The sequence below is a fragment of the Streptomyces syringium genome, assembly GCF_017876625.1.
In the GTDB taxonomy this organism is placed as follows: Bacteria; Actinomycetota; Actinomycetes; order Streptomycetales; family Streptomycetaceae; genus Streptomyces; species Streptomyces syringius.
Map to the genome: position 1 here is coordinate 5,945,197 of NZ_JAGIOH010000001.1, position 20,838 is coordinate 5,966,034.

At 73.2% G+C, this 20,838-nt stretch carries 15 protein-coding genes; 10 read left to right on the forward strand and 5 right to left on the reverse strand.

Annotated elements, in window-relative coordinates:
• Positions 1–139 precede the first annotated feature (139 nt).
• Entirely contained in the window at positions 140–2,005 is a 1,866-nt protein-coding gene (locus JO379_RS26490; RefSeq protein ID WP_209517264.1) for a protein phosphatase 2C domain-containing protein, read from the forward strand.
• 91 nt (positions 2,006–2,096) lie between these two features.
• Positions 2,097–3,839, forward strand: coding sequence for a pyruvate dehydrogenase (locus JO379_RS26495; protein WP_209517266.1), 1,743 nt, complete (start codon positions 2,097–2,099; stop codon positions 3,837–3,839).
• A 29-nt stretch (positions 3,840–3,868) separates the two neighbouring features.
• On the opposite strand, the gene JO379_RS26500 is transcribed toward JO379_RS26495, so the two are convergent.
• The gene (locus tag JO379_RS26500) at positions 3,869–4,438 is read right to left on the reverse strand and encodes a DinB family protein (protein ID WP_209517268.1); all 570 of its coding nucleotides are present in this window, start codon (positions 4,436–4,438) and stop codon (positions 3,869–3,871) included.
• A gap of 276 nt (positions 4,439–4,714) precedes the next feature.
• Between JO379_RS26500 and JO379_RS26505 the strand changes: the two genes are divergently transcribed.
• On the forward strand, positions 4,715–5,185 hold the full coding sequence (locus tag JO379_RS26505) for an ATP-binding protein (protein ID WP_209517270.1): 471 nt from the start codon (positions 4,715–4,717) through the stop codon (positions 5,183–5,185).
• Between the two features lie 198 nt (positions 5,186–5,383).
• On the opposite strand, the gene JO379_RS26510 is transcribed toward JO379_RS26505, so the two are convergent.
• Both JO379_RS26510 and JO379_RS26515 read right to left on the reverse strand, forming a co-directional pair.
• Positions 5,384–6,451: a DUF2637 domain-containing protein gene (locus tag JO379_RS26510; protein WP_130881636.1), complete on the reverse strand. Its 1,068-nt coding sequence runs from the start codon at positions 6,449–6,451 to the stop codon at positions 5,384–5,386.
• A gap of 198 nt (positions 6,452–6,649) precedes the next feature.
• A complete protein-coding gene (locus JO379_RS26515; protein ID WP_209517272.1) occupies positions 6,650–7,552 on the reverse strand; it encodes a (2Fe-2S)-binding protein in 903 nt (300 codons plus the stop codon).
• Positions 7,553–7,671: 119 nt separating this feature from the next.
• On the opposite strand from JO379_RS26515, the gene JO379_RS26520 reads away from it, so the two are divergent.
• Positions 7,672–8,529 carry a GntR family transcriptional regulator gene (locus tag JO379_RS26520; RefSeq protein WP_242626425.1) on the forward strand — a complete coding sequence of 286 codons (858 nt, stop codon included), beginning with the start codon at positions 7,672–7,674 and terminating at the stop codon, positions 8,527–8,529.
• Positions 8,530–8,604: 75 nt separating this feature from the next.
• Here the strand turns inward: JO379_RS26520 and JO379_RS26525 are convergent, their stop codons facing one another.
• Entirely contained in the window at positions 8,605–9,438 is an 834-nt protein-coding gene (locus JO379_RS26525) for a hypothetical protein (RefSeq protein WP_130881634.1), read from the reverse strand.
• Positions 9,439–9,966: 528 nt separating this feature from the next.
• Here JO379_RS26525 and otr(A) point away from each other — a divergent pair.
• Positions 9,967–11,949 carry a tetracycline resistance ribosomal protection protein Otr(A) gene (gene otr(A), locus JO379_RS26530; RefSeq protein WP_209517274.1) on the forward strand — a complete coding sequence of 661 codons (1,983 nt, stop codon included), beginning with the start codon at positions 9,967–9,969 and terminating at the stop codon, positions 11,947–11,949.
• A gap of 18 nt (positions 11,950–11,967) precedes the next feature.
• On the opposite strand, the gene JO379_RS26535 is transcribed toward otr(A), so the two are convergent.
• Complete coding sequence (locus JO379_RS26535) at positions 11,968–13,659, reverse strand: PucR family transcriptional regulator (protein ID WP_130881632.1); 1,692 nt, start codon at positions 13,657–13,659, stop codon at positions 11,968–11,970.
• Between the two features lie 241 nt (positions 13,660–13,900).
• Between JO379_RS26535 and JO379_RS26540 the strand changes: the two genes are divergently transcribed.
• From JO379_RS26540 to JO379_RS26560, 5 genes are all read left to right on the forward strand, one after another.
• Positions 13,901–14,788: an FAD binding domain-containing protein gene (locus JO379_RS26540; RefSeq protein ID WP_209517276.1), complete on the forward strand. Its 888-nt coding sequence runs from the start codon at positions 13,901–13,903 to the stop codon at positions 14,786–14,788.
• The gene (locus JO379_RS26545) at positions 14,779–15,363 is read left to right on the forward strand and encodes a (2Fe-2S)-binding protein (RefSeq protein WP_209517278.1); all 585 of its coding nucleotides are present in this window, start codon (positions 14,779–14,781) and stop codon (positions 15,361–15,363) included. Before JO379_RS26540 ends, JO379_RS26545 begins: the two co-directional genes overlap by 10 nt.
• Before the next feature lie 2 nt (positions 15,364–15,365).
• Entirely contained in the window at positions 15,366–17,762 is a 2,397-nt protein-coding gene (gene pucD, locus JO379_RS26550) for a xanthine dehydrogenase subunit D (protein WP_209517280.1), read from the forward strand.
• Positions 17,763–17,989: 227 nt separating this feature from the next.
• The gene (locus tag JO379_RS26555; RefSeq protein WP_130881628.1) at positions 17,990–19,450 is read left to right on the forward strand and encodes an NCS2 family permease; all 1,461 of its coding nucleotides are present in this window, start codon (positions 17,990–17,992) and stop codon (positions 19,448–19,450) included.
• A 33-nt stretch (positions 19,451–19,483) separates the two neighbouring features.
• Positions 19,484–20,662: an XdhC family protein gene (locus JO379_RS26560; RefSeq protein ID WP_209517282.1), complete on the forward strand. Its 1,179-nt coding sequence runs from the start codon at positions 19,484–19,486 to the stop codon at positions 20,660–20,662.
• Positions 20,663–20,838: the final 176 nt, after the last annotated feature.

Here is a 20,838-nt window from a genome sequence, read left to right on the forward strand (position 1 = left end):
GTCCCCCTCATGGCGTCCAGTCCTATGGCACCGAGCACGCGAACCCCTCCCCAAACGGCGTTCCGACTCGGGCCATCATCCCCGGGTGGTGTCCGCCGTGCACTCTTCCCGTAAGCCACACAGTGTGGACAATAAGGGCATGAACCAGCAGGGGGATCGGTACGCCGACCAAGAGGACGCCTGGTGGGGCGAGTTGTACGGCAGGAGCGAACCCGATCCGGGCTCGGCCGCCGAGGACGACAGCCTCGATGATCGTTTCATCTCGGCCGCGGCGGTGGTGAGGGCCGAACCGCGGGCGCTGCGAGGCGCCGAACCACCCGCACCACCCGGCCCACGCCCGTCCCAACCACCCCGCCGTACCGAGGCGGTGAGCCGATCGGAGCCGGTCAGGCGCTCCGGCCCCGGGAGCCGCCCGGGGCACACGGAAGCCGCGAAACCCGTACGCCCGTCCGAACCCGCCCCGCCCGCCCCCGCGCCCCGGCCCCCGGCTCCCCGGGCCTCCGCCCGCCTCACCGATACGTCCGGACCACCGGCCCCCGCCGACGCTGCCGACACCGCCGGCCCCAAGGCCCCGCCGGACCCGCCCTCCCCGCCGGACCCGCCCTCCCCGCCCGACGCGGCGGACTCCGCCGGGCCGCCCCCGCCCTCCCCGCCCGGCCGAGGACTGCTCCCCGTGCCGAAGAGCTGGGGATCGCCCCAGGCCGACGCCCTGCCGGTGCCACCCCAACTCCCCCCGCCCGCCAGGCCTTCGAACACCAGGCCGGAACGGCCGCGCAAGCCCCCGCGCACCGACCCGAGGGCGCAGGTCCCGCCACCGCGCCTCCCCCTGCCGCAGGTCCCGCGGAAGCGCTCCGCGCCCGCCGAGCCACCCACACGGCCCCTCCCCGCCGTCCCGTCCGCACCACCCACCCCCGCCGCACCGCCGGCCCCGACGCGGGTGGCCATCGAGCCGGGCCGGTCCGCAGGGGAGCTCGACGCGGGCAGCGGGCCCGAGCCGACCACCCGGCTGTCCTCCGTTCCCCGCCAGACGGTCCGCACGGCCAACCGCGCGGCCGAATTCGTCGGCCAGGGGCCGCCCACCTACGACGCCGAGCCCACCGCCTGGCCCCCCGCCGCCCCCGGCGCACTGGACGACCTCGTGCCCGACACCGTGGTCGACGGAGCCCGGTACGGCGTGCTGACGCTGCGCGCCCTGTCCCTGCGCGGGGACTCGGCCCGCTACCGCGGCGAACCCCGGCGGGACGCGCTGCTCACCGCCCGCTTCGGGGAGGGCGACGACGCCCTGCTGCTGGTCGCCGTGGCGAGCGGCGGACGCGCCGCGGAAGGCGCCCACCGGGCCGCCCGGGACGCCTGCGCGTGGCTGGCCGACGCGGTCGGGCGCAGCCACCCCCGGCTGGTCGAGGACATCCGCCGTGGCCGCCGCGGGGAGCTGCGGTCGGGGCTGCACCGGCTCACCGACCGCTCTTACGGGCGGCTGCGCGGCCGGGCGGCCGACCTCGGCCTGCGGCCCGCCGAGTACACCGCCGCCGTGCGCTGCCTGCTGCTGCCCGCCGACGCCCGGTGCCGCACGCGGGTCTTCTTCGGGGTGGGCGCGGGCGGGCTCTTCCGGCTGCGGGAGGGCGCGTGGCAGGACCTGGACCCGGCCCCGCGCGAGGCGGACGGGAACGTCGACCCGATCGTCGGCCGGGGCAGCGGCCCCGCCGACCGGATCACCGTGGACCTCGGCATCGCCACCCCCGGCACCGCCCCTGTCATCGACCCCGTCGAGGTGCCGAGCGAGCCCTTCCGGTTCCGTGCGTCCGTCGCCCGGCCGGGTGATGTCCTGCTGCTGTGCAGCGCGGGCCTGGCCGACCCGATGCGCGGCGAGCCCGCGCTCGGCGACCGGCTCGCCGAGCGGTGGACCGGCCAGCGCCCGCCCGGGCTGGCCGCGTTCCTCGCGGACGGACAGCTGCGGGTGAAGGGATACGCCGACGACCGCACCGCGTGCGCGGTCTGGGAGGCATAGCCAGGAGTTCCATGGGTTGATGGGGGGCAGGAGCGCACTGTCAGGGGACGCGCCCGGACGTGTCCCGACCCGACCCGAGAGGACCGGCTCGATGGCGAAGCAGACCGTGGCGGAGCAGACGGTGGACATCCTCGTACGAGCCGGGGTGCGGCGGCTCTACGGGGTCGTGGGCGACAGCCTGAACCCCATTGTGGACGCGATCCGCCGGAACGCCGCCATCGACTGGATCCAGGTCCGCCACGAGGAGGCCGCCGCGTTCGCCGCCGGGGCGGAGGCGCAGCTGACGGGGAAGCTCGCCGCCTGCGCGGGCTCCTGCGGCCCCGGCAATCTGCACCTGATCAACGGCCTCTACGACGCGCACCGCTCGATGGCGCCGGTCCTCGCCCTGGCCTCGCACATCCCGAGCAGCGAGATCGGCACCGGCTTCTTCCAGGAGACCCATCCGGACCAGCTCTTCCGTGAGTGCAGCCACTACTGCGAGCTGATCTCCAACCCGCGGCAGATGCCCCGGGTGCTCCAGACCGCCGTGCAGAACGCGATCGGCCAGGGCGGCGTCAGCGTCGTCGCCCTGCCGGGCGACATCGCGGACCAGCAGGCCCCCGAGCGCAGCGTCGAGCACGCCCTGGTCACCACGCGCCCCACCGTGCGGCCCGGCGACGCGGAGATCGAGGCGCTGGCCCGCATGGTGGACGAGGCGGGCAAGGTGACGCTGTTCTGCGGCAGCGGCACGGCGGGCGCGCACGACGAGGTGATGGGCTTCGCGGAACGGGTGAAGGCGCCCGTCGGGCACGCGCTGCGCGGCAAGGAATGGATCCAGTACGACAATCCGTACGACGTGGGGATGAGCGGCCTGCTCGGCTACGGCGCCGCCTACGAGGCCACCCACGAGTGCGACCTGCTGATCCTGCTGGGCACCGACTTCCCGTACAACGCCTTCCTTCCCGACGATGTGAAGATCGCCCAGGTCGATGTGCGCCCCCAGCACCTGGGCCGCCGGTCCAAGCTCGATCTCGCGGTGTGGGGCGACGTGCGCGAGACGCTGCGCTGCCTCACCCCGAAGGTGCAGGTCAAGAGCAGCCGCAAGTTCCTCGACAAGATGCTGAAGAAGCACGCCGACGCCCTCGAAGGGGTGGTCAAGGCGTATACGCGCAAGGTGGAGAAGCACACGCCGATCCATCCGGAGTACGTCGCCTCGATCCTGGACGAGGAGGCCGCCGACGACGCGGTCTTCACCGTGGACACCGGGATGAACAACGTCTGGGCCGCCCGCTATCTCACCCCCAACGGCCGCCGCCGTGTGATCGGTTCCTTTACGCACGGCTCGATGGCCAACGCCTTGCCGCAGGCGATCGGCGCCCAGTTCCTCGACCGTGACCAGCAGGTCGTCTCCATGTCGGGTGACGGCGGCTTCAGCATGCTGATGGGCGACTTCCTCACCCTCGTCCAGTACGACCTGCCGGTGAAGGTCGTGCTCTTCAACAATTCCTCCCTCGGCATGGTCGAGTTGGAAATGATGGTCGGCGGGCTGCCGGCGTACGGCACGACCAACGACAACCCCGACTTCGCGGCCATCGCCCGGGCGGCGGGAGCGCACGGCGTACGGGTCGAGAAGCCCAAGCACGTGCGCGGCGCGCTGCGGGACGCCTTCAAGCACAAGGGCCCCGCGCTGGTGGACATCGTCACCGACGCGAACGCCCTGTCCATCCCCCCGAAGATCCGCGCGGAGATGGTCAGCGGCTTCGCGCTCTCCGCGGGCAAGATCGTGCTGGACGGCGGGGTGGGCAGGATGCTGCAGATGGCCCGCTCCAACCTCCGCAATGTGCCGAGGCCTTAGCGGAACCACCTCGCCTCGGCAGGGCGGCCCTAGAAGCCGGTGGAGCCGTCGATCCGCTCGCGGAGCAGATCGGCGTGGCCGTTGTGCCGGGCGTACTCCGCTATCAGCTTCACCAGGATCACGCGCAGCGAGACCGGCTCGCCGCTCAGCCGCTCCACGCCGGTGGCGTCCAGGGAGGGCGCGCCGGCCACGATCTCGCGCGAGCGCTCGCACTCGGCCCGCCACACCGCGAAGGCCTCCTCGACGTCGCCGTCCAACGCCTCGAAATCCTGGTCGGGGTCGTCGTCCGAGTAGTACAGGTGGGGCAGGTCCTCACCGGCGAACTGCATGCGGAACCACCACCGCTCCACCCCGGAGAGATGGCGGAGAAGGCCCTGCAGGCTCAGGCCGGAGGGGGCGACACCCTTCTCGGAGAGCCGCTCCGGCGGGATGCCGGAACACTTGGCCTCGAACGTCGCCCGGTGCCAGTCGAGAAAGGCGGTCAGCACCTCGCGCTCCCCGCCGACGCGGGGGAGCGGTGCCCGGTCACCGCCCGACCAGGGCTGGGCGTAGCCGTCGGACGGTGGCCGGGGCGGGGTCTTCGTCGGAATCTCGGTCATGCGGCGAGTGTCGCAGGGGGCACTGACAATCGGCCCGGTGATCGCGGGGGCCACCGGGGGCGGCTATTCACCGTTCGTAGACACTCCCGTATTCCAGTCATATAAGCATGTTGATCCGTCAACAGGCGTCGTTCCCTTGCGAGTGGGCATGCATTGCCGTGAGCGTGTTCGATCCGGGGCGCCGGGGAGGGGTCGGGGCGGCGAGGGATGAAACGGCGAACTGCGAACTGGGTGGACGCGGAGAGCGACGCGGGTCGGGAAGGGGCCGCGGACGGCATGACGTCGGACGGGGACGGGGACGGAAAAGGGGATTCCGGGCCTTGCTGGGAAAGACGGCTCCGCCGAAAGGATCTGACGGCGGTCGGTGACGTACGGGCCGTCCTGCGCGAACTGCTGGCGCGGTGGGGGGCGCCGGGACGGGCGGAAACGGCCCGGCTCCTGGCGAGCGAGCTGGTCACCAATGCCCTGGTGCACACCGACGGCGGGGCGGTGGTCACCGTCACGCTGGGCGGTGGTGACGCCGCCGAGGTCAAGGGGCGGCTGCGGGTGGAGGTGCGGGACTTCGTCGCGCGGCATCCGACCCTGCGCCGCGCCGGCCTGGACGGTGATCCGGAGTCCGTCATAGCCGGGGCCGCCACCTCGGGCCGCGGGCTCTTGCTGGTGCACTCCCTGGCGGACGCCTGGGGCGTTCGGGCCCATGCTGTGGGCAAGTCCGTGTGGTTCGAGCTGGAAGCCCAGGAGCCCTGAAGGCCGACGGCGCGGCGGGGGTGAGGAGTTGGCGCCTCGCCCGGCCCGATTCGACGCTGCCCGAGGCGAGTTGATGCCCGCGGAGGCACGGTCACGTGTGGTCACCGTGTCGATACCAGTCGGGCGGCCAGGTAGTATGGGTGCGGCTCGCCACGCGCGCCCCGGGCCGCGCGGCGGCCCAGGGCGGCCGGTTGTCAGTCAGCCGAACTGACGCTCGATCTGGGCGAGTTTGGCCTCCAGCGAGTCGAGTCGCGGGATGGCCTGGGTGTCGTCCTCCGCGGTGAGGTCGATCGGCTCAGGACCGCCGCCGACCGCCTGAAGTGGACGGGAACGAACGGGAAGGTGCCCCTGCTCGACTATGGAAGGCTCCGAACCGATCTGTGCGGGCTGCGCGGCGGCGGGCACGGCGGCCGGTCCCGACGGTCCGGGCGGGCGTACGTCCACTTGCTGGCCGCCACGGCCGAGGCCCCACGCCCGGTGCTGCCGGTTGTAGGCCTTGAGACGGGCCCGTTCCAGCCTGCCCGCCTCCCGCTGGCGGATGCGGTGCTGCTCCCGCTGTCGTTTGTCCTCGCGGACCTCTTCGACGGCTTCGTCCAGCGTCCGTACGCCCTCGAGCAGCATCAGCGACCAGGCGCCGAAGGTCTCCCGCGGAGCCCGCAGCCACCGCACTATGCGGATCTGCGGCAACGGGCGGGGCACCAGGCCCTGTTCGCGCAGCGCGGCCCGGCGGGTCTGTTTGAGCGCGCGGTCGAAGAGCACCGCCGCCGACAGCGACATCCCCGCGAAGAACTGCGGGGCACCCGCGTGGTCTATCCCGCGCGGCGCGTGCACCCAGTTGAACCAGGCGGCGGCGCCGGCGAAGGTCCACACCAGCAGCCGCGAGCCGAGGGCCGCGTCGCCGTGGCTGGCCTCGCGGACGGCGAGGACGGAGCAGAACATCGCCGCGCCGTCGAGGCCGAAGGGGACCAGGTACTCCCAGCCGTCCGTCAGACCCAGGTTCTGCTGTCCGAAGCCGACCAGGCCGTGGAAGGAGAGCGCGGCGGCGACGGCGGCACAGCAGAAGAGGAGTACGTACGAGGCGATGCCGTAGACGGTCTCCTTGCGGCGCCTGCGCTCCTCGGTGCGTTCCCAGGAATCCGTGGTGCCCGCCGCGTCCTCCGGGCTGCCCCGCCGCCCGCGCGTGAGCACCGCCACCGCCACCAGGGCCCCCGTGAGCGCCACCCCACAGGGCAGCACCCAATTCAGCGGTATGTCGGTCACTCTCATCTTGCTTCCCTTGCTTTGCGGTACTGCGTTTCGCGCGCCATCCTGTCGGAATCGGACCGTTAGCCCAAGGGTTTTGGAGCAAGTGAACGCCAATGGAGGCCAAGGGAATACAGATAGGTGCGAAGTAAGTCGAACATCGTTCAGGTGAACGGGAATTGTGTTCCCGTCAATCCACTCGACCGGGTGGAATGAAGCCCATCAGCTTGCGGAAAGTCGATCGATTCGGTCCGCATCGCAGGTGCGGGGGCAGGTGAGACAGGTGTCGTCGGGGCGCAGGGTGTAGAAGAAGCAGCAACTCACCCGGTCCCGGGTCGGCAACGCCTCCGCCCCCTGAGCTGTCGGCACGGCCAGCTCACGGAAGTCCGAGCCGCCGACGTACGGCGCCGTGGCCCCCGGCAGCAGCAGGGCCAGCTCCCGCAGCACCCGCTCCTCCTCGCCGAGCAGCCGGCCCAGATGCCAGAGCCCCTCGGTCACCTCGTCGGTCGCCATGCCCCACAGGGCGCGCGGCCCGCGCCGCATCCGCGGCCGGAAGCCGTCCAGCACCGGCCCCAGATGCTCGGCGACGGCCGCCCGCACCTCCGTGCGCAGCGCTTCCTCGTCCGCGACGACCCGGGCGCCCGGGTCGTCGGCGGCCGGGTCGTCCGGCAGGCAGGCGAAGGAGGTGACCTCGGCCGTCATCCGCCCCAGCACCCGGTGGAAGGAGACGGCGCCGACCGGCAGCCGCGGTACGCGGCGGTGCAGGAACCAGGGAACGGTGACGAGCAGACAGACCGGCCAGGCGTAGCGGTGCAGGCCGAAGCCGGCCACCACGTCCGGGCGGGCCGGCTGCCCGTAGTCGCGCCGGATCTGTTCGTCGTCCCACGCCAGGTACGCATCGAGGTCACCGCCGCCCGCCGCGAGCCCGGCGGCGGTCACCCAGCCGTCGCCGTGGCGCGGGGCCTCCATCAGGACGGTCAGGGAGGGGAAGACCTCGGTCATGCGGGCGTACGCCTCGGCCACGGGGGAGACCCGGGCGGTCACGGCGTCCGTGGAAGGGGAGGGCGCGGGGAGAGAGGAAGAGAGGGAGGTGCGCGGAGGCGGGGCGGCCGGGGCGGGGTGCATGCGGGGACCACCGAATCGAGATCGATGTCAGGTAAGCCTTACCTTACCGGGAATCGTTCGGGGTTTGAACTGTCGCAGGTGCCGCCTATGGTTCGTTATGGACACCCAGGAGGACCCCCATGGAGCAGGGCAGACCCCGTACTGCCGCGCCGCTGCCGAGCGCCGGCGTGCCGGCGCAGGCCGGGCCCGCGCGCGGTGAGCACGTCCACGACGAGCGGGAGCACGGCTACGGCCATCCGCTGCCCGGCGCCCGCCGGGACACCGCACGTCCGGAGCGGTCCGAGCGTACCGAGGAGCCCGCGCGGGGCGAGCGCCCGGCGCGCAGGATGCCGCAGCGCTACTCCGTCCGGGGCCAGGTGCTCGACGCGCTGCGCAAGGCGCTGGTCAGCGGTGAGCTGATTCCCGGCGAGGTCTACTCGGGCCCCGCGCTCGGCGAGCGCTTCGGGGTGTCCGCGACGCCCGTGCGGGAGGCCATGCAGCAGCTCGTGCTCGAAGGCGCGGTCGAGGTCGTGCCCAACCGCGGCTTCCGGGTCGCCAGCCGCACCGCGCGCGACCTCGCCGAGCTCGCCGAGGTGCGGACCCTCCTCGAACTCCCCGCCATGTTGCAGCTCGCCCGCACGCTCCCGGCGCGGACCTGGTCCGAGCTGCTGCCACTGGCCGAGACGGCCGCCGCCGTGGCGGCGAGCGGCGACCGCGCCGGCTACGCCGAGGCCGACCGGGCCTTCCACCGGGCCCTCCTCGGCCTCACGGGCAACCGCCAGCTGGTCATGATCGCCGACGAACTGCACCGCCGCGCCCAGTGGCCGACCCCCCACGGCCCGGTGCGCCGCACCGCCGACCTCGTCGCCGACGCGGCCGAGCACCTGACCCTCCTCGACGCCCTCGCCGCGCAGGACCTCGCCGGAGTCGAGTCCCTGGTGACCCGCCACTTCACCGGCGCGGCCGGACGGGCTCACATCAGCCCGTCCGGCGATTGAGGACATAGCGCAGCAGCCCGTCCGGCGATTGAGGACATAGCGCAGCAGCCGCTCCGGCGCTGAGGGCGCAGCCCCCTAGACGGCCGGATCCGGTCTGCCCTGGGCGGGTACGGTCGCGGCCCGCGCGGACGTGAGGCGGTCCGCCAGCCAGGCCGGGACGCCGCCGAGGAGGTGGACCAGCCGGGTGGCCTCCGCGCGCAGCCGGTCCGCCTCGCCCGCGTCGGGGACCACCGCGGCCAGGGAGACCAACGCCGGGGCAATGCCGATCAGATAGCCCAACTCCTCCCGGATGCGCAGCGATTCGGTGTACCCGTGCCGCGCCTCGGTGAGCTTGCCGTCGTGCTCGGCCATCGCGGCCACGTGCCGCCAGGTGAAGGAGAGCAGCAGCCGGTGGCCGTGCGCGGTCGCCCCGGCGTGTGCGCGCTGGAAGGCGGCCGTGGCGTCCGAGGGGTTGTCGGACAGGTGCTGGGCGATGAGCCCCCGGCGGAAGTCCAGTTGCGGGCGGGTCGGCGAGCCGGGCCCGAGCAGCGCGGCCGCCCGGCCCAGCGCGGCGCGTGCCTCGTCGGCCCGGTCACGTACCCCCAAAAGGGTGGACGCGTAGGCGAGATGCCCCCGCTCGCAGGCCGCCGCCCCGCGTTCCTCGTCGTCCGTGGCCAGGGCTTCCGCCGACCGCAGCGCGTCCTCGGCTTCCCCCCATCCTTGCGCCGTGAACACGCACCGCTCGATCAGCACCGCCGTGCGCCGCAGCGCCACCCCCGCCTCCGCCGCGGCACGCGGGGCGAGGAGCGCTGCGGCGTCCTCCCAGCAGGCGCGCGACCGCAGTCGCCACACGGCTCGTTCGAGTGGATCGTTCCCTTGCGGGTCCGGTCCTTGTGGTCCCCATGGCTCCGACAACCCAGAATTCCGCATGGCGGTATCCGCCACAGTGCCCTCCCCAAGCGCGCCGTCGAGCTGGAAGCCGTGCCCGCATCTCAGCACGCGGACCCGGGCGCGGCCAAGGGTCAGGTGTGAACCAGTTCACAAACCCGTGGACGGTCCACGGCCGTCCTGCGTGCTCGCGCGGCGGCCGAAGTCCGTTGCGTCCGAAGAGGGTTGTCGCACCCTCGTGTCCCGCGACTCCCAGCGGTAGCGGCAGGTTACCGAAGAGATCGCAGGCCATGGCCCCGCCGCGGGCGCGGCGGCGGGGTGTTCGAATGCCGTGCGAGCAGCCGACGGCGGCTGTGCCGGCGGGCGTCCGCCGCCGGGGCGGGTTCCGGCCGGGCCGGACGGAAAATGCCTCGATTCCGGTGTGGTGCCCTGGCAGGATGACGGCGCGCCGCCGCACACCGTGCCGACGGCGCCCCACCGCACACGACACGGGAGTCACGTACATGCGCCGAAGCCTCGGAAACCCCCAGCGCCCTGACCGGACGACTGTTCCCGAGGACTTCTTCGCCCATGCGTACTCCGCAGCACCGCACGCTCAACATCGGCATCCTGGCGCACGTCGACGCCGGTAAGACCAGTCTCACCGAGCGCCTGCTCTTCGACACCGGTGCCATCGACCGGCTCGGCAGTGTCGATGACGGCAGCACCCGCACCGACACCGGCGAGCTCGAACGCCGCCGCGGCATCACCATCCGCACCGCCGTCGCCCCCTTCACCCTCGGCGATCTGCGGGTCAACCTCATCGACACCCCCGGCCACAGCGACTTCATCGCCGAGGTGGAGCGCGCCCTCGGCGTGCTCGACGGCGCGGTGCTCGTGCTGTCCGCCGTGGAGGGCGTGCAGGCGCAGACGCGCGTGCTGATGAAGACCCTGCGGCGGTTGCGGCTGCCGACGCTGGTGTTCGTCAACAAGACCGACCGCGCGGGCGCCCGCGAGGCCGGACTGCTGGCCGACGTCCGCCACCGGCTCACTCCGCACATCGTCCCCATGGGCACCGTCCGTGACCTCGGTACGCCCGCCGCCCGCACGGTCCCGGGCTCGCTCGCCGACCCGGACTTCCGCGAACTGGTGGCGGAATCCCTGGCCGAGGGCGACGACGCGCTCCTCGCGGACCTCGTCGCCGGGCGCGCTCCCACCGCCCGCGATCTGGCGTCCGCCCTGGCCGACCGCACCGGGCGCGGCCTGGCGTACCCGGTCTTCTTCGGCTCGGCGCTGTCCGGGCAGGGCGTGGACGCGCTGCTGGACGGCATCGCGTCCCTGCTGCCGCCCGCACCCGCGGCCGGCCGGGACGGGGACGCCGGGGCGAGCGGCACGGTGTTCGCCGTCGAGCGCGGCGCCGGCGGGGAGAAGACCGCGTATCTGCGGCTGTTCGCGGGCGAGCTGTCCGAGCGGGAGCGCGTCACCCTGCGCCGGCGGGAGGCGGACGGGACGCCGGGGGAGCACACCGGCCGGATCACCGGACTGAAGGTCGTCGGAGCCCCGGCCGCGGAGCCGCTCACCGCGGGCGGCATCGCGCGGATCCGGGGTCTGCCGGGGGTCCGCGTCGGGGACCGGCTCGGGGCCGTGCCGGCGGGGGACGCGGAGCCGCACTTCGCGCCGCCGAGCCTGGAGACCGTCGTCCGGCCCGTCCGCCCGGGCGACGCGGCCCGGCTGCACTCCGCACTGACCGCCCTCGCCGACCAGGACCCGCTGATCGGCACCCGCGCCCTGCCGGGCGGTGGCACCTCGGTACTGCTCTACGGCGAGGTGCAGAAGGAGATCGTCGCGGCGACGCTGAGCACGGAGTTCGGCGTCGACGCCCTGTTCGAGCCGAGCCGCGCGGTGTACCGGGAGCGGCCGGTGGGGACCGGGGAGGCGTACGAGGAGATCGACCGGCACGGCGGCCATGTCTTCTGGGCCACGGTCGGGCTGCGCGTCGCGCCGGGCGCGCCGGGTTCGGGCACGGAGTTCCGCCGCGACACCGAGCTCGGTGCCCTCCCGCTCGCCTTCGACCGTGCCATCGAGGAGACGGTCACCCGCACCCTCACCCAGGGTCTGCACGGCTGGCAGGTCACCGACTGCGTCGTCACCCTGACCCGCTCCGGCTTCATCGGCCCCGTGAGCACCGCCGCCGACTTCCGCTCCCTGACCCCGCTGGTCCTGATGCGCGCTCTCGCGGCGGCCGGCACCCGGGTGTACGAACCGTGTCTCGCCTACGAACTGGAGCTGCCGCTCGATGCCTTGAGCGCGGTGACGGCCGCGCTGGCCGCGGTCGGGGCGGAGATCCGCGCCACCTCGGGCGGCACGGACTCCTGGCTCGTGACGGGTGTCGTCCCGGCGGGCCGCGCGGCCGAGGTCGAACGCCGACTGCCGGGCCTCACCCGGGGCGAGGCCGCCTGGTGGGCGGCACCCACCACCGACCGCCCCCACCCGGGTGAACCCCCGGCACGCGTCCGCACCGGCGCCGACCCCCTCAACCGGGCGGACTACCTGCGGCACCTGGGTCGGGTGTGACGGCCGCGCCGAGGTGCGTCAGCTCATCCGCAGGGCCAGGAAGAAGTCCAGCTTGTCCTCCAGGCGCGACAGATCGCGGCCCGTCAGTTGCTCGATCCGGCCCACCCGGTAGCGCAGGGTGTTCACATGCAGGTGCAGACGCGTCGCGCAGCGGGTCCAGGACCCGTCGCAGTCGAGGAACGCCTCCAGGGTCGGGATCAGCTCGGCACGGTGACGGCGGTCGTAGTCGCGCAGCGGGTCCAGCAGACGGGCGGTGAAGGCGCGGCGGACGTCGTCGGGGACGAAGGGGAGCAGCAGGACGTGGGAGGCCAGCTCCTGGTGGCCCGCGGCGCAGACGCGGCCGGGGCGGGCCGCCGCCACACGGCGGGCGTGGCGGGCCTCCTCCAGGGCGCCGCGCAGCCCCTCCGCGGAGTGCACGGCCGCGCTGACGCCCAGCGTCAGACGGCCGTCGTCGGCGAGGCCCCGGGAGAGGGGCTCGCGGATCGCGGCGAGGAGCGCGTCGGCGTGCAGACCGGTGACGGCCGCCGTGTCCTCCGCGTCGGCGTCCGAGGGCACGGAAGGCACCGGGGGGACGGAGGGCAGGGGCACCAGCGCGACCGCCTCGTCGCCCGTGTGGGCGACGGCGATGCGGTCGGAGGGGTCGGGACCGATCGCGTCGGGGTCGACCAGCACCTCCTCCAGCAGGGCCTGGGCGACCGGCCCGCCGGGGATGTCGCCGCCTTCCCACTCGACCCGGGCCACCACGATCTGCCAGTGCGGGGCCGTGCCCAGACCGGGCAGCAGCACCGGGGCGGCCACCCGCAGCCGGGCCGCGATCTCCGCCGGGGCGGCACCTGTCTGGACCAGTTCGAGCACTTCCTGCGCGAGCCGGCGCCGTACCGTACGGGCCGCCTCCCGCCGGTCGCGCTCGACGGCGATCAGCTGGGTGACGCCGTGCAGCAGGTCCAGCCGCTCCTCCGGCCAGTCCCCGGCGTCCGCCTCGACGGCCAGCAGCCAGTCGGAGAGGACCGTCTCGCGCAGGTCGCGGCCACTGCTGCGAATGGGGAACAGCGAGTACGTGGCACCGGCGGCGGTGACGCGGTGCGGGCCGCGCCGGCCCGTGCGCGAGGCGGCCAGGTGCTCGCCCGCGAGGGTGGCGCTGACCGCGGCGGGCAGCGCGGGCCCGGCCCCCGCCAGCGAGGAGCCCGCGATGGGGCGGCCGCTGGGGGAGAGCACCCAGGCCCGCAGGTCCAGGTCGGAGCCGAGCAGATCGAGGACCACCTCGGGGCCGCCGCCCGCCGGGCCCGCGGTCATCAGCCGGCGGTGCCGGTCCACGACCGCCGCCAGATCACCGGCCCGCTCGCCGGAGACCTGCCGCACGACGTGCTCGGTGATGGACGCGAAGGACACGTCCTCGTCGACGGAGAACAGCGGCATCCGGTGCCGCGCGCAGGCCAGCACCAGGTCGTCGGGGGTCGAGGCCATCTCCGCCTCGCCCGCCGCGAGCCCCGCCACCCCGGCCGCCGCCAGGATCCGGACGAACCGCTCGGAGTCCTCCGGATCGCGCCGCCAGGCCAGCCCGGTGAGCACCAGCTCGCCACCGGACAGATACCGGCTCGGATCCCGCAGGTCGGTGGTCATCACGCCGCGCACGGTGCGGTCCAGCTCGTCCTCGCCGCCGAGCAGCCGAAGGCCCAGCGCATCCGTCTCCAGCAGTGCGCGCAGCCGCATCGTGGTCGCCGCCGATCTGTCTTGTTGTATCCAGTGGAATGCCGTGAGGTTTCCGAACCCCGTCTTTCGTTCGAATCTACAAGACATGGGCCACGGCCAGCCAACCGCTTCATGGTTTCGGTGACTGCACCCGGGCCCCCGCACCTCTGTGTACTTGGCCCACTCCGCGTGAACAGGACATGAATTGCTCCCCAGCGCCACCCCCCTCGCAGCGCCCTCGAGACTCGAGAAGAGAACATCCATGGACTTCCTGCGCCCTGCCAGCTGGGAGGAGGCTCTCGCCGCCAAGGCGGAGCACCCCACGGCTGTGCCCATCGCGGGTGGTACGGACGTGATGGTCGAGATCAATTTCGACCACCGCCGGCCGGAGTACCTGCTGGACCTCAACCGCATCGGCGAACTCTACGAATGGCAGGTCGGCGACCGCGACGTCCGCCTCGGCGCCGCCGTGCCCTACGCACAGATCATGGAGCACCTGCGCGCGGAGCTGCCCGGCCTCGCGCTCGCCTCGCACACCGTCGGCTCCCCGCAGATCCGCAACCGCGGCAGCGTCGGCGGCAACCTCGGCGCGGCCTCACCGGCGGGCGACGCGCACCCCGCGCTGCTGGCGGCGGGAGCCGACGTCGAGGCGGAGTCCGTGCGCGGCACCCGTCTCATCCCGGTCGAGGAGTTCTTCACCGGGGTCAAGCGCAACGCCCTGGAGCCCGACGAACTGATCCGGGCCGTCCGCATCCGCAGGGCCGACGGACCGCAGGCCTTCTCCAAGGTCGGCACGCGCAACGCCATGGTCATCGCCGTCTGCGCCTTCGGCCTCGCCCTGCACCCCGAGACCCGCACGGTCAGGACCGGCATCGGCTCGGCCGCGCCCACCCCCGTCCGGGCCCGGGTGGCGGAGGACTTCCTCCAGGCGGCGCTCGACGAGGGCGGCTTCTGGGACTCCGGGCGGATCATCACCCCGTCCGTCGCCCGGCAGTTCGCCCAACTCGCCGCCGGCGCCTGCAACCCGATCGACGACGTGCGCGGCAGCGCCGAGTACCGCAGGCACGCGGTGGCCGTCATGGCCCGCCGCACCCTCGGCTGGACCTGGGACGCGTACCGTGGAAACGAGAGGAGCGCATCATGCGCGTGAATTTCACGGTCAACGGCCGGCCGCAGGAGGCCGACGACGTCTGGGAGGGCGAGAGCCTCCTGTACGTCCTGCGCGAGCGGCTGGGCCTGCCCGGCTCCAAGAACGCCTGTGAGCAGGGCGAGTGCGGGTCCTGCACGGTCCGCCTCGACGGCCTCCCGGTCTGTGCGTGTCTGGTGGCGGCCGGCCAGGTGGAGGGCCGCGCCGTCGACACCGTCGAAGGGCTCGCCGATTACGCCGAGCGGCGCTCGGCAGGAGACCGGGCGGGCACCGCGCAGGGCGGCACGAGCATCGACGAGGCCCAGCGCTGGCAGGCCCGGCCGCCGGGCCCGCCCGCCACCGAACTCTCGGCCGTACAGCAGGCCTTCATCGACGCGGGCGCGGTCCAGTGCGGGTTCTGCACTCCGGGCCTCCTCGTCGCCGCCGACGAACTGCTGGAGCGCAACGCCCAGCCCTCCGACGCGGACATCCGCGAGGCACTCTCGGGCAACCTGTGCCGCTGCACCGGCTACGAGAAGATCCTCGACGCGGTACGCCTCGCGGCGGCCCGCGCGGACCGCACCGAAGAGGCGGTCTGAGGATGGCCGTCACGCGCACCCCCACCAGCCTCACCCAGGGCAGCCGCACCAAAGGCGGCATCGGCGAGTCCACCCTCCGCCCCGACGGCACCCTCAAGGTGACCGGAGAGTTCGCCTACGCCTCGGACCTGTGGCACGAGGACATGCTCTGGGGCTTCACCCTCCGCAGCCCCCACGCCCACGCCCGGATCGTCTCGGTCGACATCGCCGGAGCGCTGGCCACCGCCGGTGTCGAGACCGTCATGACCCACGCCGACCTGCCCGCCGAGACCCGCTACGGACTGGAGATCAAGGACACCCCCGTCCTCGCCGACGGCGTCGTCCGCTACCACGGCGAGCCCGTCGCCCTCGTCGCCGCCGACCACCCCGAGACCGCCCGCCGCGCCGCCGCCAAGATCAAGGTCGAGTACGCCGAACTCCCCGTCGTCACCGACGAGGAGAGCGCCACCGGCCCCGGCGCCCCGCTGCTCCACCCGGGCCGCCACGACGACCACGCCGGTCATGTCCCGCACCCCAACATCGTCCACCGGCAGCCCGTCGTCCGCGGCGACGTCGCCGCCGCGAAGGCCCGCGCGGACGTCGTCGTCTCCGGCGACTACGAGGTGGGCATGCAGGACCAGGCGTTCCTGGGCCCCGAGTCCGGGCTCGCCGTGCCCGCCGAGGACGGCGGCGTCGACCTCTACATCGCCACCCAGTGGCTGCACGCCGACCTCCGCCAACTCGCCCCCGTCCTCGGCCTGCCCGAGGACAAGGTGCGCATGACGCTCTCCGGTGTCGGCGGCGCCTTCGGCGGCCGCGAGGACCTGTCCATGCAGGCCCACGCGTGCCTGCTCGCGCTGCGCACCGGCAAACCCGTCAAGATCGTCTACAACCGCTTCGAGTCCTTCTTCGGTCACGTCCACCGCCACCCCGCCAAGCTCCACTACGAGCACGGGGCGACCAGGGACGGCAAGCTCCTCTACATGACCTGCCGCATCGTGCTGGACGGCGGCGCGTACGCCTCCTCCTCCCCGGCCGTCGTCGGCAACGCCGCCTCGCTCTCCGCCGGCCCGTACGTCGTGGACAACGTCGACATCGAGGCCCTGGCGCTCTACACCAACAACCCGCCCTGCGGCGCGATGCGCGGCTTCGGGGCAGTGCAGGCGTGCTTCGCCTACGAGGCGCAGATGGACAAGCTCGCCGCCGAACTGGGCCTGGACCCCGTCGAGTTCCGCCGTCGCAACGCCATGGAGCAAGGGGCGGTCATGCCCACCGGCCAGATCGTCGACTCCCCGGCCCCGGTCGCCGAACTGCTGCGCCGGGTCAAGGCGATGCCGCTGCCGCCCGAGCGGCAGTGGCTCAGCGCGGGCTCACCGGACAGCCCTGGCGGCTCCGTCGACGTACGGGCGCTGCCCGGCGGGCTGTCCAACACCACGCACGGCGAGGGCGTCGTCCGGGGTGTCGGCTACGCCGTCGGCATAAAGAACGTCGGCTTCTCGGAGGGCTTCGACGACTACTCCACCGCCCGGGTACGTCTGGAGGTCGTCGCCGGACAGCCCGTCGCGGTCGTGCACACCGCGATGGCCGAGGTCGGCCAGGGGGGCGTCACCGTGCACGCCCAGATCGCCCGTACCGAACTGGGCGTCAGCCAGGTGACCATCCAGCCGGCCGACACCCGTGTCGGCTCGGCCGGCTCCACCTCCGCCTCCCGCCAGACGTACGTCACCGGTGGCGCGGTCAAACACGCCTGCGAGGCGGTGCGGGCCGGCGTCCTGGAGCTGGGCAGGGCCAAATTCGGCACGTACCACCCGGCGTGGGCCTCCGCCGAACTCCTCCTGGAGGGCGGCAAGGTCGTCACCGACGGCGGGGAGGTCCTCGCCGACCTCGCCGACGTCCTCGGCGACGAGGCCGTCGACATCGAGCTGGAGTGGCGCCACCGCCCCACCCAGCCCTTCGACCTGGTCACCGGCCAGGGCTTCGGCCATGTGCAGTACTCGTTCGCCGCCCACCGCGCGGTCGTCGAGGTCGACACCGAGCTGGGCCTGGTCAAGGTCGTCGAGCTGGCCTGCGCCCAGGACGTCGGCAAGGCACTCAACCCGCAGTCCGTGGTCGGCCAGATCCAGGGCGGCACCACCCAGGGCCTCGGCCTCGCGGTCATGGAGGAGATCGTCGTCGCGAAGGACGGGAAGGTACGCAACCCCTCCTTCACCGACTATCTGATCCCCACCATCCTCGACACCCCGACCATCCCGGTCGACATGCTCGAACTGGCCGACGACCACGCCCCCTACGGGCTGCGCGGAGTCGGCGAGGCGCCCACCCTGTCCTCGACGCCGGCCGTCGTCTCCGCGATCCGCGCGGCGACGGGCCTGGCGCTGAACCGGGTCCCGGTGCGTCCCGAACACCTCACCGGGACCTGACCCGCCGTACGCGCCGCACCTCGAGGTGCGGCGCGTACGGCACTCGCCCCCCTAACATCGCCCCGGCCCCGCGCCCCCCAGGAGCCGCCGCGGTACCCGTTCGTCTCGGGCCGTCCCCCGGGTCGTGCAGCCATGAACATCCCAAATCCCACGCTCGCGTGGGTGCCCCTGTACAGCACCGTCTGGGGGGCGACCCCCAGACCCCCGCAGTTTGGGAGTAGGCATTCATGACCCAGTCATCCCTGGAGCCGGTGACCACGGCGGAGGACGCGGGCGCGGGCTCGCGGCCGTCCGCCGGACGGTCCTGGCTCGACCGGTACTTCCACATCAGCCATCGCGGGTCCACCGTCGCCCGCGAGATACGCGGCGGCATCACGACCTTCATGGCGATGTGTTACATCCTGCTGCTCAACCCGCTGATCCTCTCCGGCCCGGACGCCTCGAACCACACGCTGAGCCACGCGGGCCTCATCACCGCCACCGCCTTCGCCGCGGCCCTGTCCACCCTGCTCATGGGCTTCGTGGGCAAGGTGCCGCTCGCGCTGGCCGCCGGGCTCGGCGTCTCCGGCGTGCTCTCCACCCAGGTCGCCCCGCACATGACGTGGCCGCAGGCGATGGGCATGTGTGTGATGTACGGGGTGGTGATCGTGCTCCTGGTCCTCACCGGCCTGCGTGAGCTGATCATGAACGCCATCCCGCTGGCCCTCAAGCACGCCATCACCATGGGCATCGGCATGTTCATCGCCCTGATCGGCCTGGTCAAAGCCGGTTTCGTGCACGCTTCCACGGGCGGCGGGCCGGTGACCCTGGGCCCGGCCGGAGAGCTCGCCGGCTGGCCCGTGCTGATCTTCTGCGTCACGCTCCTGATCGTCTTCATGCTGCAGGCCCGCGAGGTGCCCGGCGCGATCCTCATCGGCATCGTCTCCGGCACGGTCCTCGCGGTCGTCGTCAACGCCGCCGTGGACCTCGGCCCCAAGGCCTGGCGGAGCGGCCCGCCCGAGCTGAAGGGCAGCGCCGTGTCCATGCCGGACTTCTCCCTCTTCGGGCGGGTGGAGTTCGGCGGCTGGGGTTCGGCGGGCGCCATGACCGTCACCATGGTCGTCTTCACACTGGTGCTGGCCGGCTTCTTCGACGCGATGGCCACCATCATCGGAGTCGGCACCGAGGCGAAGCTCGCCGACGACCGGGGCCGGATGCCGGGCCTCAGCAGGGCACTGTTCGTCGACGGCGCGGGCGGCGCCATCGGCGGGGTCTCCGGGGCGTCGGGCCAGACCGTCTTCATCGAGTCGGCCACCGGGGTCGGCGAGGGCGCCCGGACCGGGCTGTCGTCCGTGGTGACCGGCCTGTTCTTCGCCGCCTGCCTGTTCTTCACCCCGGTGACGCGCGTGGTTCCCGGTGAAGTCGCTGCCGCGGCTCTGGTGGTGATCGGGGCGATGATGATGAGCAACGCCAGACACATCGACTGGAACGACCGGGCGGTGGCGATCCCGGTCTTCCTCACCGTGGTGCTGATGCCCTTCACCTACTCCATCACCGCCGGGGTCGGGGCGGGCGTCATCGCCTACACCGCCATCAAGGCCGCCCAGGGCAAGTGGCGCGAGCCCGGTGCCTTCATGTGGGCACTGACCGTCGTCTTCGTCGCCTACTTCGCCCTCCGTCCCATCGAGAATTGGCTGGGTGTGAAATAACGCCCGTGGCCCGCACCCCGTAAGGAGACCGCCATGCTGGACATCGCCGAGGAGCTGCACCGGTGGTGCGAGCGGGGCCGCGACTTCGCCGTCGCCACCGTGGTCGCCACCCACGGCAGCGCCCCCCGGCCGCCCGGCGCCGCCCTCGCCGTCGACGCCGACGGCGAGGCGATCGGGTCGGTCTCCGGCGGGTGCGTGGAGAGCGCGGTCTACGAACTGTGCCAAGAGGCGCTGGTGAGCGGTGAGAGCGTCCTCAGCAGCTTCGGCTATTCGGACGAGGACGCCTTCGCCGTGGGCCTGACCTGTGGTGGCGTCATCGACATCCTCGTCACCCCGGTCCGGTCGTCCGGCGGGTGCGCCGAAGAGGGGAGTGCCCCGGAGAGCGTCGTCGGTACGCTCGGCGCCGCGCTGGCCGCCGCCGCTCGTGGTGAGACGGCTGCTCTCGCGCGCGTGGTCGCGGGCCCGGCCGAGATGGTCGGCCGGGCGCTGCTCGTACGGCCCGACGGCACCCGCACCGGCACCCTCGGCGGCCACGGGATGCTGGACCGTACCGCCGCCGAGGAGGCGGCCGCCCTGCTCGACGCGGGCCGCACCGGAACGGTCGGGATCGGCGCGGACGGCTCACGCTGCGGGGAGCCGGTGGTCCTGCTGGTCGAGTCCAGCGTGCCACCGCCCCGCATGATCGTCTTCGGGGCCATCGACTTCGCCGCCGCCCTGGCCGGAGTCGGGAAGTTCCTCGGGTATCACGTCACGGTGTGCGACGCCCGACCGGTTTTCGCCACCGCCGGACGGTTCCCGGCGGCGGACGAGGTCGTCGTCGAGTGGCCGCACCGCTACCTCGACGCTCAGGAGCTCGACGCCCGTACCGTCCTGTGCGTCCTGACGCACGACGCGAAGTTCGACGTACCGCTGCTGGAGCGGGCGCTCCGGCTCCCCGTCGCCTACGTCGGGGCGATGGGCTCGCGGCGCACCCACGAGGACCGGCTCGACCGGCTGCGCGCGGTGGGCGTGGGCGAACGGGAGCTGGACCGGCTGCGCTCGCCGATCGGGCTCGACCTCGGGGCGCGTACGCCCGAGGAGACGGCCCTGTCCATCGCCGCCGAGATCGTCGCGAGCCGCCGCGGCGGCTCCGGCGTGCCCCTCACCGGCGCGCACACCCCCATCCACCACGAACCGCGGGGCGGGCCGGAGCGGCTGGGTTCGGTGGCCTGAGGGCGGGCTGGGCAACGGAACTGACGGGGTATCACGCACGGCTCATGCATGGCCGAAAGATGTCCCAGGCCGGTGCGCGGATCGGAATTGGAGGTTCCGGGACCGGCGGAGCTGGGTGTGTGGGACGTGTGAAAACATGCCCCACACCTTTCGTTTCCTCTATCCCAGAGAGTCAC